The sequence below is a fragment of the Faecalibacterium sp. Marseille-Q4896 genome, from assembly GCF_017377615.1.
Classification (GTDB): Bacteria; Bacillota; Clostridia; order Oscillospirales; family Ruminococcaceae; genus Faecalibacterium; species Faecalibacterium taiwanense.
Map to the genome: position 1 here is coordinate 36,665 of NZ_JAFREG010000010.1, position 15,907 is coordinate 52,571.

Here is a 15,907-nt window from a genome sequence, read left to right on the forward strand (position 1 = left end):
CAGATAGCCAGCCGTTTGCGGAAAATGAGCAGGTCAAAGAGCTGCTTCACATGAAAGGAGGAATTTGATTGAATCAGGAACCACTACCGCAGATTCATTTGATCCGTGATACAGACTTATCCGTCTTTGCGTATGAGCTCCATATTTTTGCCGGAGATTTTCTTAGGGAATGCGAATTTAATATGCGTTCTCTGGCGACAAATACCGGGGCTGATTCCATTGCCATCATGGGAAAAAATCACATATGGCTTTCCGACGCTTTGTTTGCTTATTGTTCTACGGCGGATCTTTATCAAATGATCTCAACAACGGAGTTTATCGGAGCGAGGGCTTTCCTGTTTCATACGGATCGCAGAGAGGGCGGTCACTTGTACGGAGATGTCCTGATGATGGATTTAGACACGCTGCGGCAGGATATAAAAAGAAATATCCTCTATCCTTGCGGCGTCAATATCGAACGCAAAGATGGTTCAGCGGCTACGGTCAGCCTGAAAGAATGGACTGAAATGGAGCTTTACGAAAAAGATGCTCTGAAAAGTTGGGGGTTTTCTTATGCCCCGAATCAAGTTACGGAATGGCAGTACCACTATTCCACGATGTTCAGACAGTGGATGGATCAGGCATTTCGTTATATGCCCCAGGATTTAGAAGAACGCCTGAATATGCAATATATGGAGGCAGCCCAGAACCCGGATATGGATAAGTACCGCATACCACAGGGAACGGCAAAGCAGATGCTTCTTTATGACGAAGCCCCTGTGTATCGCCTTCTTCCATCCGGTTCGGAGAAAATTGCGCCCATCGCGGCAATCTCTACGGGCCTGTGGTATGAAAATTACCGGGAGTTTGCCATTGCACCGGAGGATTTAGGCGCTCTGGACAAACTGATCCGCAGGGAAACTGACCGGCTCACAGGAAACCTCCCACAACTTCACAAAAACGAAGAACGTCGCCCTGCCCCGGAGCGATAAGAATTTTACACTGACTGGAGGTGATGAAGATTGGCAGGAGTGCATGAAGATTTCGGTGAAAAGATCGGCGGTGCGAAAAAAGACCTGTGGAAAGACCGCGGGCTGTATGCGGATGATCTGGAAGCCATGAATGAGCGCGAAGCCGAAAAATTTGTGAAAAAGGATAATGTCTGGAAAAAGCCGGACTATGCAGCCATGCTGGAGGAAGGGATTCCTCTTGGCGTGGTCTATTTTATCAAAAAAGCGAGGGACGGCTTAAACGCCTCTCCTCAGTATTACCGCACGGATGACACCCCGGAAAAACGGACTGCGAGGCAAAAGGAGTATATAAAAACAGTCCGGGAATTGCAGACAGTGCTTTCAGATGTCCGTACTGTGGAGGATGCCATGAGAGCCTATGACCGCTTTTTCGTTGACAATGGATATTTAGAAAAGGTACAGGGCTGGGTAAGCGGAATCCATTACCGGGCAACGAAAAAGGGTCAGGACAATCCCGTGATTACAAACAAATTATCCAATACTATGCTGATCCGCTCGGCTGAATATTTTGAGCGCAACTTTACTCAGAAAGCAAAAAAGGAACAGTTTTGTGTTTCCAAAGAGCAGAAAATACCGAAAGGTTATGCGATCCACTTCAACGACGGGAAACATACCTATTCTAAAAATGAGGACTGGAAACCCGGTACCTACTATGTGACAAAAGGCTATTCGATCCTGCGGACCAATTTTGAGACCAAAGAAGCTGCCCTGAAATGGGTGCAGGAACTTGCCAAAGGCAGGAACAAAAATGGGAAGATCCGGTTTGTCCCTCCCCAGCTCGCCCATGTCAAACGTACCGGCCCGGATTATCGGAATGGCGTGGAGATCACCGGACGGCATTATCTTGATACATTTGGATTCCGCGGCGGCGAGTTTGGAAACTGGATGAACCAGAACGACCGTCAGACCTCCCTTAACATGGGATTTGAAGCACTAAAGGATCTGGCGTCAGCCCTTAAGATCAGCGATAAAGATATTGCTTATCAGGGAACGCTTGCTATCGCTTTTGGTGCAAGAGGCAGCGGCAATGCTGCGGCTCATTATGAACCTTTGCGTACAGTCATCAATCTTACGAAAATGCACGGGGCAGGTTCGCTGGCACATGAATGGTGGCATGGACTTGACGATTATCTTGGTACAAAGATGGGCGCAAAAGGGATGCTGTCAGAACAGCCCCGCCTCTATGCGCCGTTCCAAAAACTCATTGACACCATGAAGTATAAACCGGAAACACCGGAACAGGCAGCAAAGCGCACGGAAGCACAAACAGAACGCACCCGGAAAAATGCGGCAAACTGGCTGGATTCCTCGGTTCTTGCCTCTCTGAAACGGTATGGCAATGAGGAACAGATGGAAACCTACGCAGTCTTGCGGGAAGCATTTTTGTCCGGCGAACCCGGCTCTGTGGGACAGATCAGCGCATTTAAGAAGAATGTTACCGGCCGGGTAATTCCCAAAAGTGAACGGGAACGGCTGGAAAATTTTGAGCGTATGCTTTCCAGGATGCAGGCGCAGGAAGCTCCGCAGATTGGACGGACGGAAACTGATTTTTACCGTAATTCGGTACGCATGGGAAAAGAATGTGAAAAAGACGGCGGTTATTGGGACAGCAATGTGGAAATGACAGCCAGAGCCTTTGCCTGTTATATCAAGGACAAACTGCCCTACACATCGGATTATCTGGCAGGCCATGCCGACTGTGCCCTTACCCTGGTTTCCGGTAAAGACGGAGAAATGGAGATATTGAAAGCCTTTCCTGTGGGGGAAGAACGCCGTGCGATCAACGCTGTTTTTGACGAGATCATTCAGGATTTGAAACGGGAACAGCTATTGACCCATGCCGATGTAACGCTTCCTCTCTCTGTTTCTGAACTTCGTGAGGCAGCGGACGGTCAGCTATCCATGTTCGGCGTCGGCCGTCCTTCCGTGATGGATCAGCTTGCGGCAAACAGACCGGCAGATAAAAAATCACCGGCACAGACGATTTTCAGAAAAAACCATGAGCCGGAAATATAGCAGGAGGTGAACAGCATTTTGGAAGAAAACAGGGATTACCATGCCTACCGGTATGGCGACCACTTGACGCCGGGATCAGAGCTTAAAATTGAACACAGCGTAGTTTGTGAAAATGTGGATATTTCTACTCTGATCACAATGGGAACCGATAGCCTGGAAGCCATGCGCCAGGGAAGTATTGACGGGGAGCAGAAAGCCTATGAAATCGTGGTGGCTGCTGCAAAACAGTGGGAACAGCAGGCAGCGGCAACACAGACGATCAACCGGGCTTTGGAATATCTTCGTACACCGGAGATCGAACATACCGGCAACCAGTGGAAAGACACCGATAACTGGAGGGCGGATCAGAAAATCAGCAACCGGGTCTATCAGATGACCTGCAGTATTTGGGAAGATACGAAATATGACAGAGAAACCAAACAGAGTGTTCCGATTGCCTGGTATGTGACATGGGAAGTCCGTATTCATTCCCCGAAGCAGGGATATGGAGCAAAGATTGCCGGACAAAACCAGAAACGATATACAGATAAGAACGCAGCCATAAAATACCTGGACGGGCGAAAGAAAGCCTATTCCCATTTATTCACGGAAATTTCCCCGCCGATCCCGAAAGAATATGAGCACCATTTTATGGTTCACGGTACTCTTTTACCTGGCTATACGGTTGAAGGACTGGAACAGGCCAAAACGGAACATGCCGCCGCCGAGGTTTCGGAGGGCGGTATTTTTACACCCGAAAACCAGGAGAAGCCTTCCGTCCTGGGGAAGCTCTCTGTGGCAAAAACTCAGGAAAAAACGCCAACCACTCCCGGTACGGCAATGAAAAAGAAGGAGGATATACAATTATGAAAGTGTTAATGGTAGAGCCGGGCAAGTCCCCTTATGCTGCGGAGATCGAAAGTGGTCTGAAATCCTTGCAGGCGGCAGTGGGCGGAGATATTCAGGCGGTCTATCCGTATGAGGACCCGGTGGCTCTGATCTGCAATGAAGAAGGCAAGCTGATGGGGCTGCCTTTGAACCGAGCTCTCTTTGACGATGACGGCCACATCTATGATATTGTGTCCGGGAATTTTCTGATCGTTGGTCTTGGCGAGGAAAATTTTACAGACCTTTCCCCGGATCTGATGGAGAAATATGGGGAGCAATTCAAGTACCCTGAAAAATTTGCAAGGCTTGCCGGCGAGATCATTGCAGTCAAGCAGCCTGCAACCAATGAGCACCGGGAAAAACCGATGATGCACCATTCCGGCCCGGATTTGTAGAAAGAAAGGAGCCAATTATGTTAATGGCAGTAAATGAACCTTATGCCCTTATGGTGCAGCCGGACGATATTCTGATCTCTCCCCGTGAGGTAGATGAACATTTTGGGACGATGGTATGCTTTCATCCCCGCTATGCGCTGGGCGACCATCACAACCATATGGACAAAGATGACTTCCTGCGGGAAATGTATTTAGATACCGTAGGACATGATGAAGCCGGCATGAAACGCTATGAACGGATGGTAAACATTGTAAGCAGCCGTTTCCGGCATGGACCAAAGACAGAGGAACGGGCGATCGATGAAGCAATGCAGAAAGTAATTTCGGAAAAGTATCTGATGCTCCCCCTCTATCTCTACGACCACTCAGGTCTTGCCATGAGTACAGAAAGTTTCTCAGGCAGGGCTCCTCATGCAGAATGGGACAGCGGACAGGTCGGCTGGATCTATGTTTCCAAAGAAGATGCCCTAAAGGAATTTGACGCTGACAAGATGACCGGCGCCATCCGGCAGAAAGCGGACGCACTGATGCGCAGCGAAGTCGCCGCTTATGATTCCTATCTGCGTGGCGAATGTTATGGGTTTGAGCTTTATAAAAACGGGGAGCTGTCGGATAGCTGCTGGGGCTTTATGGGTAACTTTTCCGATGTGTTGAAAGATATGGCGGCATACCTCCCGGATGAGTGCAAAGGGATGGTCGATCATCTGGAGGAACAGGAACGCCCGGCTACGATCATCAAGACGCTTTTGAAACATGCTAAAATTCAGGTCGATCAGGCAGCAAAAGCCTTTGAACACGCTTCCCGACAGCAGGTTCTTGGGGAAAGCCGGTAAAAAGTTATTTCCATATTATAAATACCGATTTTATCAGAAAGGAGGATGCTCTTGCAGGAAGAACTCGAACAACGAACGGTTTCTGTTTCTATACAGGCAGCAAAACTGTCAGGGCGGGTACTGCGTGCGGCTATTGCTGCGGTACTCCAAAAGATGGAACAGGAACGCACAATGCCAAAAGTCGGGCGCAACAGCATGAAGCGGCTGACTTATAAAGACCCCGGAGCCAATACCATTGAAGTTTCAGGGCGAATCCGCTCTTTTGAACGGTATGCCAGAAAACATCAGGTACGCTACCATATAGAAAAGGAACTTGGGACCGATCCCCCAAAATGGACGGTATATTTCAAGGCAAACCAGGCGGATGCACTGACGGCAGCTTTTAAGGAATATACAAAGAAAGACCTTACACGCAGCACCAGACCGTCGCTGCTTACACAGCTTCATAAGTTCAAAGAACTGGCACAGTCGCTTGGCCGTGACCGTGTAAAGAACAAAGAACACGGAGGACCGGAACGATGAAGATTGATGCAGAAACATTGAAAAAACAGGTCATTCTCCATCTGCCTTATGTTCTGTTCCTTCTGGTATTTGCCAAGCTGGGCGAAGCGGTGCGGCTGGCTCCCGGAGCAGACGCTTCCCAAAAGCTGTTAGGACTGTCCGAAGGCTTTGCCCTTGCGTTTCAGAGTATGTGGCCGGGGGCGGCAATGGACTGGCTGATCGGTTTCTGCGGTGCAGCCATTATGCGGCTGGCAGTCTATCTTAGAGGGAAAGACGCTAAGAAATACCGCAAAAATGTGGAATATGGTTCTGCAAGATGGGGAAATAAAGCCGATATTGCCCCGTTTATGGACCCAAATCCGGAAAACAATATCATTCTTACCCAAAGTGAAGGACTGATGTTAAACGGAAGGCCCAAAAATCCGGCCAATGCAAGAAATAAAAATGTACTGGTAGTCGGAGGATCAGGTTCGGGAAAAACGCGCTTTTTCATCAAGCCCAATCTGATGCAAATGCACAGTTCCTACGTCGTCACCGATCCGAAAGGTACAGTCCTTGTGGAATGCGGAAAGATGTTGCAGCGAGGCACACCAAAGCTGGACAAGGACGGAAAGCCTGTGCGTAATGAAAAAGGAAAGATCATCTATGAGTCCTATAAAATACGGGTATTCAATACGATCAATTTCCAGAAAAGTATGCACTTTAACCCGTTCGCCTACATTCATTCCGAGAAAGATATTCTGAAGATCGTCACTACCCTAATCGCCAATACCAAAGGCGAAGGAAAAGCCGGAGACGATTTCTGGGTCAAGGCAGAAACCCTGCTCTATACGGCACTGATCGGATATATCTATTATGAGGCTCCGGCAAACGAACAGAATTTTGCCACACTGGTAGAAATGCTGAACGCAATGGAAGTCCGTGAGGATGATGAGTCGTTCAAAAATGCCGTTGACCTTCTCTTTGACGCGCTGGAACAGAAAGACCCGGATCATTTTGCCCTGCGTCAATATAAGAAATATAAGCTCGCTGCCGGAAAAACAGCCAAGTCGATCCTTATTTCCTGTGCTTCCAGACTGGCTCCTTTTGACATTAAAGAAGTCAGGGAAATTACCATGTATGACGAACTGGATCTGGATATGCTGGGAGATGAACGGACTGCTCTTTTCCTTATTATGAGTGACACGGACGGGACCTTTGCATTTTTGATCAGTCTGATCTATTCCATTTTGTTTAACCGCTTGTGTGAGCGGGCGGATGATGTATATGGTGGAAGGCTTCCCATCCATGTGCGCTGCCTGATCGACGAGGCGGCAAATATCGGGCAGATCCCGAACCTGGAGCGTCTTATGGCGACCATCCGAAGCCGTGAGATCTCTGCCTGCCTGGTGCTGCAGGCGCAAAGCCAACTCAAAGCCCTGTATAAAGACAACATGGACACCATCATCGGTAACTGTGACGCCTCCCTTTTCTTAGGAGGCAAAGAAGAAACCACCTTAAAAAGCTGGAACTCCCTATTGGGGAAAGAGACCATCGACCTGTATAACACCAGTGTCACAAAGGGCAATCAGGAATCCCACGGACAAAATTTTCAAAAGCTGGGAAAGGATCTGATGTCGGTGGATGAACTGGCAGTCATGGACGGGGGTAAATGTCTGTTGCAGATCAGGGGTGTGCGGCCGTTCCTCTCCCGGAAATACGATATAACCAAACACCCAAATTACAAACTGCTTTCCGATTTTAATGAGAAGAACGCTTTTAATATCGAAAAGTTTCTTTCTACCCGGATGCCGATGCGTCCCGGTGAACGATACCGCAATTATGAAGTCACAGCCGAAGATCTGGCTTCCCAGACTTTATAAAGTTGTTCCTGCCTGTCAAAGCATGACGCCCTGGCAGGCTTTGTTTTTGTCACGATGAAAGGAGGATTTTTTGAGGATTCGTGATTCTCCCTGAAAAGTAAATAACCGCAGGATTTTTCCTGCCCCATGCCGCCGTGCTGTTTGAAACAGATTTTTTCTAAAAACAGTGCGGCGGCTTTTTTTGTTTCCGGCCTGATACGGCCATATCACAAATTAAAATTTCTGAAATTAAAGGAGGAACATTATGGCATTTTTTGCAAGCGCGATTGATACTTTGAAGATCCTTGTGATCGCCCTGGGCGCAGGTCTGGGCGCATGGGGTGTTGTAAACCTTCTCGAAGGTTACGGAAATGATAACCCAGGTGCAAAATCCCAGGGGATCAAGCAGCTTATGGCAGGCGGAGGTATCGCTCTGGTTGGTGCAACGCTGATCCCGCTGCTTTCCGGCCTGTTCGGTTAAGGGCTGACTTATGGGCAGTCTGTTTGAATGGATAACAGACTGGATTAAAGAGGGCCTGATCGATGCGATCACCGGACAGTACACCAGTATTTTCAACTCCGTCAACAACCAGGTTGCGGATGTGGCAAATCAGGTAGGACAGACCCCGCAGGGCTGGAATGGCGGCGTGTTTTCCATGATCCAGAATCTTTCGGAAACCGTCGTCATTCCCATTGCGGGCATGATCCTTACCTTTGTTCTTGTGTATGAACTGATCCAGATGATTCTCGAAAAGAACAACATGCACGAATTCGATACATTCAACATCTTCAAGTGGATTTTCAAGACTTTTGTTGCCACTTACCTGCTCACCAACTGTTTTACGATTGTGATGGCGGTCTTTGATGTGGCCCAAAATGTGGTGTCGCAAAGTGCCGGTGTCATAAACGGGAACCTGGATGTGCAGGCGGCGTTGTCTGATCTGGAAACCCAGCTTGAAGCAATGGGAATGTGGGAACTGATTGGACTGTGGCTGGAAACCAACATCATCAATCTGTGTATGTGGGTACTGTCCATCGTGATCTTTGTCATTGTATATGGCCGTATGATCGAGATTTATTTAACCGTGAGCCTTGCACCGATCCCGTTTTCCACAATGGCAAACCGGGAATGGGGACAAATGGGAACTGGGTATCTGCGTTCCCTTTTTGCCCTGGGTTTTCAGGGTTTTTTGATCCTGATCTGTGTTGCCATTTATGCAGTGCTGGTCCAGTCTATCCCATCGTCCGGCGATGTGCACGGCGCGATCTGGGGAACGGCGGGTTATACGGTGCTGCTGGCCTTTGCCCTGTTTAAGACAGGTTCGTTATCCAAATCCATATTTAATGCAAGATAGCATGAACAAAACCAATTCTAAAAAGGAGGATTTTATATATGAGTAAAACCAATACAGAAAAAATGGCGCCGGAGACACAGACGCCGGAAATGGCAAACGGCATGAAGCTGGATGTCCGCGTGCGTCCGATCGCCCCAATGGGAAACCTGCTGGCGTTTGCCAATGTTACGATTGGCGGATGCTTTAAGATTGACGGTTTCCGTATCTGTTCCAGTGAAAAGGGGCTGTATGTCAATATGCCCGCAACCCAGGATAAGGGAGGCAACTGGAAAGATGTCTGCTGGCCGGTTACGGCAGAGTTCCGCAAGCAGCTCAACGATGCCCTGATCGATGGGTACGGGCAGGCTATTGAAAATTTGCAGGCAACTCTTGAAGCAACAAAGGGAGCTGCGGAAAAGCCTTCCCTGACCGGTGCATTGAAGGAAAATGCCGGTAAGGTCAAAGAACAGCCGACTAAACCTGCCCCATCTAAGAATGAGCAGGCTCGCTAATGCCGGAAACGAAACAGTACGGCATTATCTATGCCGATCCGCCCTGGCATTATGACAGGAAACATGGAAGCGGCGTTGCGGAAAACCATTACCCCACAATGAGCATTGAAGAAATCTGTGCCCTGCCGGTATCGGAACTTGCCGCAAAAGACAGCGCCCTCTTTCTGTGGGCGACCTTCCCACAGCTCAATGAAGCCTTCCGGGTGATCGACGCCTGGGGGTTCAAATATAAAACGCTGGCTTTTCTATGGCTCAAACAGAACCGGAAAGCGGATAGCTGGTTTTATGGCATGGGCTTTTGGACCCGCTCAAACGCGGAGGTCTGCCTGCTGGCAACCAGAGGCCGTCCGAAACGCCAGTGTGCGGGAATCCATCAGTTTGTGATCTCCCATATTGAGCAGCACAGCAAGAAACCGGACGAGGTGCGGGATAAGATCGTAAAACTCATGGGCGATCAGCCCAGAGTGGAACTGTTTGCAAGACAAAAGACTCCCGGCTGGGATGTATGGGGCAATGAAGTGAACTGTACGCTGACTATGCCGGAGCGAAAGGGGTGATTTTGATAGAACAAGATGCAAAGCGGCTGCTTATGGAACGGCTGGACGAGTGTTTGAAGGTTCATGCGGATATGCTGGATGCACAGAACATCGGCAGCATTTACGAGTTGCAGGGACTTTCGGAACTCCACTATTATCTGAAGGTTGAGCATGTATTTACTCCGGCGGAAGTAGAGGCACTTCTTTCTTTTCAGGACCCGTTGGATGTAGCCCGATGGTGCTGGGAAGAAAATAACCATGAACACAGTTTCCCGATCTGCGATCTTCTCAAAGAAATTGATGCAGAGCAAAAATTTGAACATTTCACAAGCGAGCCTTCCGCACAGGACAAATATACGCTCCTGATGAAACGACTGGGACAGAATTACTTTGCCTACCGGGAAAGCCTTATGTCAAAGGATAAGGAATCCTTAATTGAAAAAGCTGCTGAAATTACAGCCATGCAGGAGGCGTATTCCTATCTGACAACAAAGTTTGAGTTCGGGGATGAAATGCTGGATGATGTGCTGGCGCTTGAGAATCCTTTGAAATACTTTGCAGACCGTTGGCTTTTGCCAGTTTCGGATGTGTTCGACGTGGATATGGATATTCGGGAAAATATTGCCGGAATCCGAGACAGCCAGGAATACCTGTGTCAGAGAGGACCGGCTGTTTCTGTCCTGGCACGGCTGCAAAATGCGGCTCAGGAAGTGCGGGAATGTCCGGCTGCGGAGAAAGCGGTACGCGATTTTGGTGCACGCTAATGGACCGGAAACTATATTACGATGGGAGGTGTATAGATGCCTTATGTACCTGTACCAAAGGATTTAACCAAAGTTAAGACCAAGCTGGCCTTCAATCTGACGAAGCGCCAGCTTATTTGTTTCAGCCTTGCCGGGCTTGTCGGCCTTCCGGTGTATTTCTTTACCCGCAGGGCGATCGGGAACTCGGCGGCTGTACTTTTGATGATCGGGCTGATGATGCCCTTTTTCTTCTTCGCCATGTATGAGCGTGACGGGCAGCCGGCAGAAAAGATCTTGAAGAACCGGCTCCGTTATAAGCTCTGGCCGAAGGACCGTCCATACAGGACGGATAACCTGTATAAATCTATGTCAAAGAAGGAGGTTACAAAGATTGCCAAAAAACAAGCAGCAGGAAGCTCAGGAAAAGCGTCTGCAAAAAAACATCAGGCAGGCCAAAAAGACCAGAGCCGATGCAAAGCAGGGCAAAACTAAGTCTGCCCGTTCCAAGCCGTCTAAAAAAGGCGGCTTTTTTGCCGGGCTGAAAGCAGATGCCCCGCAGACGGTCCAGCAGAGCATTCCCTACCGTGAAATGTACCGGGATGGGATCTGCCGGCTGACTGATACCCTTTACACCAAAACGGTGCAGTTTTTTGATATTAACTATCAGCTTGCACAGGCAGATGATAAAGCACAGATCTTCGAGGGTTACTGCGATTTCTTAAATTACTTCGACGCCTCGATCCATGTGCAGCTTACCTTTATCAACCAGCGGGCCAATATGCAGGATTTTACCAGAAGCATTGACATCCCTCCCCGCGGCGACGAGTATGACGGAATCCGCAGGGAATACGGGGATATGTTAAAGAACCAGTTGCAGAAAGGAAATAACGGTCTCACCAAACGTAAATACATTACCTTTGGGATCGAGGCAGATGACCTGCGTACTGCGAAAATGCGTCTGGAACGCATTGAAACGGATGTGCTGGCAAATTTCAAGACCCTTGGAGTCCAGGCAAGATCCTTAAACGGACTGGAACGTCTGGAGCTTCTTCACAGCCAGCTTCACCCGGACGGTCAGGAAAAGTTTCATTTCCAGTGGTCGGATCTGCCTAAGACCGGTCTTTCTACCAAAGACTTCATTTCCCCATCCGGGCTGTCTTTTTCAAAGGATGGAAAGACATTCCGGGTAGGCGATCATTCCGGTGCTGTCTCCTTTTTGCAGATTTTGGCGCCGGAGCTTACCGACCGGCTTTTAGCGGATCTTCTTGACTTAAACGACGCCGTGACCGTCAACCTGCATATCCAGTCTATCGACCAGGCGCAGGCGATCCGAAACATCAAGCGTAAAATGTCGGACCTGCAGAAAATGACCATTGAGGAACAAAAGAAAGCGGTCCGATCTGGGTATGACATGGACATCATTCCCACCGACCTTGCCACCTATGGAGAAGAAGCCAAAAATCTTTTGCAGGATTTACAGAGCCGCAATGAGCGCATGTTCCTTGTGACGGTACTGGTGGAAAATATCGCTGCCAAACGCCAAAAGCTGTTCAATGATATTTTTGCCGCTTCGGGTGTGGCACAGAAATACAACTGTGCCTTAAAACGGCTGGATTACCAGCAGGAACAGGGGCTTATGTCCTCGCTTGCTCTTGGTACGAACCAGATTGAAATTGAGCGCGGGCTTACGACCAGCAGCACAGCGATCTTTGTACCGTTTACCACCTGTGAATTGTTCCAGGAGGGCGAGGCGTTGTATTACGGCCTGAACGCCCTTTCCAATAACTTGATCATGGCGAACAGAAAAACGCTGAAAAACCCCAATGGGCTGTTTCTCGGTACCCCAGGAAGCGGCAAATCTTTCTCTGCCAAGCGTGAGATCGTCAATGTGTTCCTTCTGACGGAGGACGACATCATTATCGCCGACCCGGAAAATGAGTATGGGCCGCTGGTACAGCAGTTCGGTTCCCAGGGGCAGGTCATTGATATTTCCCCTACTTCCACGAACTACATCAACCCGATGGACATCAATCTGGACTATTCCGATGATGAAAACCCGATCACTTTGAAAAGTGATTTTATCCTGTCGCTGTGTGACCTTATCATCGGCGGCAAAGAAGGACTTTCCCCCATTGAAAGGACGATCATCGACCGTTGTACCAGACTGGTGTACCGGGAATACCTGCAGGACCCGTGCCCGGAAAATATGCCGATCTTAGGTGATCTTTACGAGCTGCTTTTGAAACAGTCTGAACCGGAGGCACAGAATATCGCAACGGCGCTGGAAATCTATGTCAATGGTTCCCTTAACGTGTTCAACCACCGTTCCAATATCCAGATGGATAAACACCGGGTACTGTGTTTCCAGCTTAAGTCACTGGGAAAAGCCTTAAAGGAAATCGGGCTTTTGATCATGCAGGATGCGGTGTGGAACCGTGTCACGGCCAATCGCTCCAAACATAAAACAACCTGGTTCTATATCGACGAATTCCATCTTCTTTTGAAAGGGCAGACAGGAAGTTTCAGCGTGGAGATCTGGAAACGCTTCCGTAAATGGGGCGGAATCCCATCAGGTTTAACGCAGAATGTCAAGGACCTTCTGGCTTCCCGTGAGATCGAAAATATTTTTGGTGCGACACGTTGACGCACAAACATCACGCTATGAGGGTAATACTTCATAGACTTATGGCCATGTGATGCTAAAAGCGTCGGGCTTATCTCGGCAGGGATGAGCAACAACTGATAACCCGATAGGTAGAATGAAGGAGTAACGCCCTGAAATGCCTACTCTGATACTTCGACCGGCTTCGGCTGTAATGGCTGGAGTCTGGAGCTCGATAAAGTCGGCGGAAGTTTGTCGTAACAGCGTGGCAACACGGCTGACGAAAGTGCAGTAGAGGTACTGTATGCAGATGACACGCCGGGAGTCTATAAAATATCTATGGTGAGAATGTCTACGACGGACTGACGAAAACCGCGAATGTACGGGTCTAGATGTTTACCGTATAGAAATGTACGGACACTTAAATGTGGGTCAGTGCGGTAAAGTAAAAATCGAAAATATGAAATTCCGTATTGTGTTGCAGGCACAATCAAGCTGACAGGACTATAGCGGACACCTAAGGATATATGTACAGATAGGGTTATCGGAACGTGGAAAGGTACAGAGTTGCTCATAAGCAATCTGCGGACGAATCATATAAGCCGCTTAATCTGTGCTGAAAAGCGAAGCTCGAACCTATGACAGCCCAACGAAAAAGGCGGGCTTGAGGAATGGGCTTTAGTCGGTTAGAAACTATTGTTGTCATTCAATCGTATAAGGATTACGAGTAAGACAAAAAGGGACACTTTCCCGCGAAAGGAGAGTGATGCCTTATGACCAGAAAAAAGAAACAACTGCTATGTGAGGAAAATCTGCGACATAACGAGTATTACGGAATGCAAGATACCTTCGATAATCTATATGCTGCCAGTAAGAATGGTGAGGTGTTTACAGACCTCATGTCTATCGTCCTTCAAAGGGAAAACATTCTGCTGGCATACAGAAATATCAAGAAAAACACAGGAAGTAAAACGTGTGGAACAGATAAACTCACAATCAGGGACATTGGAAAGTGCTCCCCTGATGAAGTAGTTGAAAAAGTGAGATTTATTGTAAACGGAAGTGAGCATGGTTATCGTCCTAAGCCAGTCAGGCGAAAGGAGATACCGAAGCCATACGACCCGAGCAAGACAAGACCCTTAGGCATTCCATGCATCTGGGACAGGTTAATCCAACAATGTATTAAGCAGGTAATGGAGCCGGTATGTGAAGCTAAGTTCAGTGAGAACAGCTATGGCTTTAGACCGAACCATTCCGTAGAAAACGCTATTGCCAGAAGTTATAAACTGTTACAGCAAGCAAACCTGCACTATGTCATTGAATTCGATATTAAAGGATTTTTTGACAATGTGAACCATGCAAAGCTGATTCGGCAGATTTGGGCAATGGGGATTCACGATAAGGCGCTTATATTTGTGCTTCGGAGAATACTGACAGCACAGATAAAACTTGAGGACGGAACATTTATTACGCCTGATAAGGGAACACCACAGGGTGGAATCATTTCTCCACTCCTTGCAAACATCGTTCTTAACGAACTCGACCACTGGGTTGAAAGCCAATGGCAATGGAGTCCGATATGCAAAAGAAATGTCAGACCTGAAAACGGGTACAGACAGGCGAAAAAGTCCAACCTCAAAGAGATGTTCATTGTTCGATATGCGGACGACTTTCGGATTTACTGTAGAACGAAAGATACTGCTGAACGGACAATGCACGCAGTTATACAGTGGTTAAGAGAAAGGCTGAAACTGGAAATCTCAGAAAAGAAAACAAGGATTATCAATGTCAGAAATCATTACTCAGACTTCCTTGGGTTCAAGATGAAAGTTCACAGGAAAGGCAACAAGCTGGTGGTAATTTCATACATCGCTGATAAGAATTTTGACCACAAGCGCCAGAAGCTGAAAACACAGGCAAAACGGATTGTCCATCCCCGAAAAATCTATGGAGAACAGGGTGAAATCAGGCTCTATAACAGTATGGTCACAGGAATGCAGAATTATTACTGCATTGCCACCCATATCAACCATGATTGCGCAATACTAAATCGTGCAGTTATGACACTGCTCACAAATAGGCTTAGTACCCGTAACGGGAATCGATTGGTTAAAACCGGACGGGAATTGACTGAGTTTGAAAGAAGCCGATTTGGAAAATCCAAAATGATGCGATATGTTGCAGGCACAAATGAGCCAGTATATCCTATTGGCTACACGCAACACAAGAATCCTTTATTCCGTAAAAAAACATGGAATTACTACACTCCAGAGGGGCGGGAAGGCATTCACAATAACCTACGAATCAATATGGCCATTCTGCTCTCGCTTATGCGGAAGCCACCCTATGGCTATAGCGCGGAATATGCAGATAACAGAATATCACTATTCTCTGCTCAATGGGGAAAATGTGCTGTTACCGGTGAAGAATTCTCAAGTACACATGAGATTCACTGTCATCACAAACTGCCCCGGTATCTTGGAGGCGATGATTCCTATGGGAATCTTATTTTAGTGAAGGATTCTGTACACAAGTTGATTCATGCCATCAATGCAGATACAATCGCAAAATATTTGGAACTCCTACAGCTTGACAAGAGCCAGCTCAAAAAGGTAAATACGCTCCGTGAGTTGGCGTCTCTGCCGTTAATCTAATCTCTCACTAATCAACACAACACAGTATTTCTATGACAGGTTTGATTGTTTAGACAACGAAAT

Annotated in this window: 15 protein-coding genes; all 15 read left to right on the forward strand. The window is 47.9% G+C overall.

Features of this window, described 5'->3' with window-relative positions; genetic code table 11:
* Nucleotides 1-68 precede the first annotated feature (68 nt).
* The 15 genes from J3348_RS12655 to ltrA all read left to right on the forward strand — a co-directional run bounded on the left by J3348_RS12655 (nucleotide 69) and on the right by ltrA (nucleotide 15,844).
* On the forward strand, nucleotides 69-971 hold the full coding sequence (locus J3348_RS12655) for a hypothetical protein (RefSeq protein ID WP_117468897.1): 903 nt from the start codon (nucleotides 69-71) through the stop codon (nucleotides 969-971).
* A 126-nt stretch (nucleotides 972-1,097) separates the two neighbouring features.
* On the forward strand, nucleotides 1,098-3,026 hold the full coding sequence (locus tag J3348_RS12660) for an LPD1 domain-containing protein (protein ID WP_242702992.1): 1,929 nt from the start codon (nucleotides 1,098-1,100) through the stop codon (nucleotides 3,024-3,026).
* An 18-nt stretch (nucleotides 3,027-3,044) separates the two neighbouring features.
* Nucleotides 3,045-3,875 (forward strand): hypothetical protein, encoded by an 831-nt coding sequence (locus tag J3348_RS12665; RefSeq protein WP_025580367.1) that lies wholly within the window; start codon nucleotides 3,045-3,047, stop codon nucleotides 3,873-3,875.
* Entirely contained in the window at nucleotides 3,872-4,288 is a 417-nt protein-coding gene (locus J3348_RS12670) for a DUF3846 domain-containing protein (RefSeq protein ID WP_005361068.1), read from the forward strand. The genes J3348_RS12665 and J3348_RS12670 overlap by 4 nt, the downstream gene beginning before the upstream one ends.
* A gap of 23 nt (nucleotides 4,289-4,311) precedes the next feature.
* Nucleotides 4,312-5,121, forward strand: a complete 810-nt coding sequence (locus J3348_RS12675) for a hypothetical protein (RefSeq protein ID WP_227135380.1) — start codon at nucleotides 4,312-4,314, stop codon at nucleotides 5,119-5,121.
* 45 nt (nucleotides 5,122-5,166) lie between these two features.
* Nucleotides 5,167-5,643 (forward strand): PcfB family protein, encoded by a 477-nt coding sequence (locus J3348_RS12680; RefSeq protein WP_227199219.1) that lies wholly within the window; start codon nucleotides 5,167-5,169, stop codon nucleotides 5,641-5,643.
* Nucleotides 5,640-7,484: a VirD4-like conjugal transfer protein, CD1115 family gene (locus tag J3348_RS12685; protein WP_005361076.1), complete on the forward strand. Its 1,845-nt coding sequence runs from the start codon at nucleotides 5,640-5,642 to the stop codon at nucleotides 7,482-7,484. Before J3348_RS12680 ends, J3348_RS12685 begins: the two co-directional genes overlap by 4 nt.
* 244 nt (nucleotides 7,485-7,728) lie before the next feature.
* Nucleotides 7,729-7,944, forward strand: coding sequence for a Maff2 family mobile element protein (locus tag J3348_RS12690; RefSeq protein WP_005361081.1), 216 nt, complete (start codon nucleotides 7,729-7,731; stop codon nucleotides 7,942-7,944).
* A 10-nt stretch (nucleotides 7,945-7,954) separates the two neighbouring features.
* A complete protein-coding gene (locus J3348_RS12695; RefSeq protein WP_005361084.1) occupies nucleotides 7,955-8,818 on the forward strand; it encodes a VirB6/TrbL-like conjugal transfer protein, CD1112 family in 864 nt (287 codons plus the stop codon).
* A 38-nt stretch (nucleotides 8,819-8,856) separates the two neighbouring features.
* Nucleotides 8,857-9,309, forward strand: a complete 453-nt coding sequence (locus J3348_RS12700) for a SpoVG family protein (protein WP_064785871.1) — start codon at nucleotides 8,857-8,859, stop codon at nucleotides 9,307-9,309.
* Nucleotides 9,309-9,866: an MT-A70 family methyltransferase gene (locus J3348_RS12705; RefSeq protein ID WP_005361089.1), complete on the forward strand. Its 558-nt coding sequence runs from the start codon at nucleotides 9,309-9,311 to the stop codon at nucleotides 9,864-9,866. Before J3348_RS12700 ends, J3348_RS12705 begins: the two co-directional genes overlap by 1 nt.
* Complete coding sequence (locus J3348_RS12710; protein ID WP_227199217.1) at nucleotides 9,863-10,609, forward strand: hypothetical protein; 747 nt, start codon at nucleotides 9,863-9,865, stop codon at nucleotides 10,607-10,609. Before J3348_RS12705 ends, J3348_RS12710 begins: the two co-directional genes overlap by 4 nt.
* A gap of 36 nt (nucleotides 10,610-10,645) precedes the next feature.
* The gene (locus J3348_RS12715) at nucleotides 10,646-11,080 is read left to right on the forward strand and encodes a PrgI family protein (protein ID WP_207699101.1); all 435 of its coding nucleotides are present in this window, start codon (nucleotides 10,646-10,648) and stop codon (nucleotides 11,078-11,080) included.
* Nucleotides 10,980-13,232 carry a VirB4-like conjugal transfer ATPase, CD1110 family gene (locus tag J3348_RS12720; protein ID WP_207699102.1) on the forward strand — a complete coding sequence of 751 codons (2,253 nt, stop codon included), beginning with the start codon at nucleotides 10,980-10,982 and terminating at the stop codon, nucleotides 13,230-13,232. The genes J3348_RS12715 and J3348_RS12720 overlap by 101 nt, the downstream gene beginning before the upstream one ends.
* A 731-nt stretch (nucleotides 13,233-13,963) precedes the next feature.
* Nucleotides 13,964-15,844 carry a group II intron reverse transcriptase/maturase gene (ltrA, locus tag J3348_RS12725; protein WP_002585010.1) on the forward strand — a complete coding sequence of 627 codons (1,881 nt, stop codon included), beginning with the start codon at nucleotides 13,964-13,966 and terminating at the stop codon, nucleotides 15,842-15,844.
* Nucleotides 15,845-15,907 lie beyond the last annotated feature (63 nt).

Coding starts and splice junctions, on each gene's coding strand:
- J3348_RS12660 (WP_242702992.1), top strand. CDS start 1,098: ATGAATGAGCGCGAAGCCGAAAAATTTGTGAAAAAGGATAATGTCTGG.
- J3348_RS12670 (WP_005361068.1), top strand. CDS start 3,872: ATGAAAGTGTTAATGGTAGAGCCGGGCAAGTCCCCTTATGCTGCGGAG.
- J3348_RS12675 (WP_227135380.1), top strand. CDS start 4,312: ATGGCAGTAAATGAACCTTATGCCCTTATGGTGCAGCCGGACGATATT.
- J3348_RS12680 (WP_227199219.1), top strand. CDS start 5,167: ATGCTCTTGCAGGAAGAACTCGAACAACGAACGGTTTCTGTTTCTATA.
- J3348_RS12685 (WP_005361076.1), top strand. CDS start 5,640: ATGAAGATTGATGCAGAAACATTGAAAAAACAGGTCATTCTCCATCTG.
- J3348_RS12690 (WP_005361081.1), top strand. CDS start 7,729: ATGGCATTTTTTGCAAGCGCGATTGATACTTTGAAGATCCTTGTGATC.
- J3348_RS12695 (WP_005361084.1), top strand. CDS start 7,955: ATGGGCAGTCTGTTTGAATGGATAACAGACTGGATTAAAGAGGGCCTG.
- J3348_RS12700 (WP_064785871.1), top strand. CDS start 8,857: ATGAGTAAAACCAATACAGAAAAAATGGCGCCGGAGACACAGACGCCG.
- J3348_RS12705 (WP_005361089.1), top strand. CDS start 9,309: ATGCCGGAAACGAAACAGTACGGCATTATCTATGCCGATCCGCCCTGG.
- J3348_RS12715 (WP_207699101.1), top strand. CDS start 10,646: ATGCCTTATGTACCTGTACCAAAGGATTTAACCAAAGTTAAGACCAAG.
- ltrA (WP_002585010.1), top strand. CDS start 13,964: ATGACCAGAAAAAAGAAACAACTGCTATGTGAGGAAAATCTGCGACAT.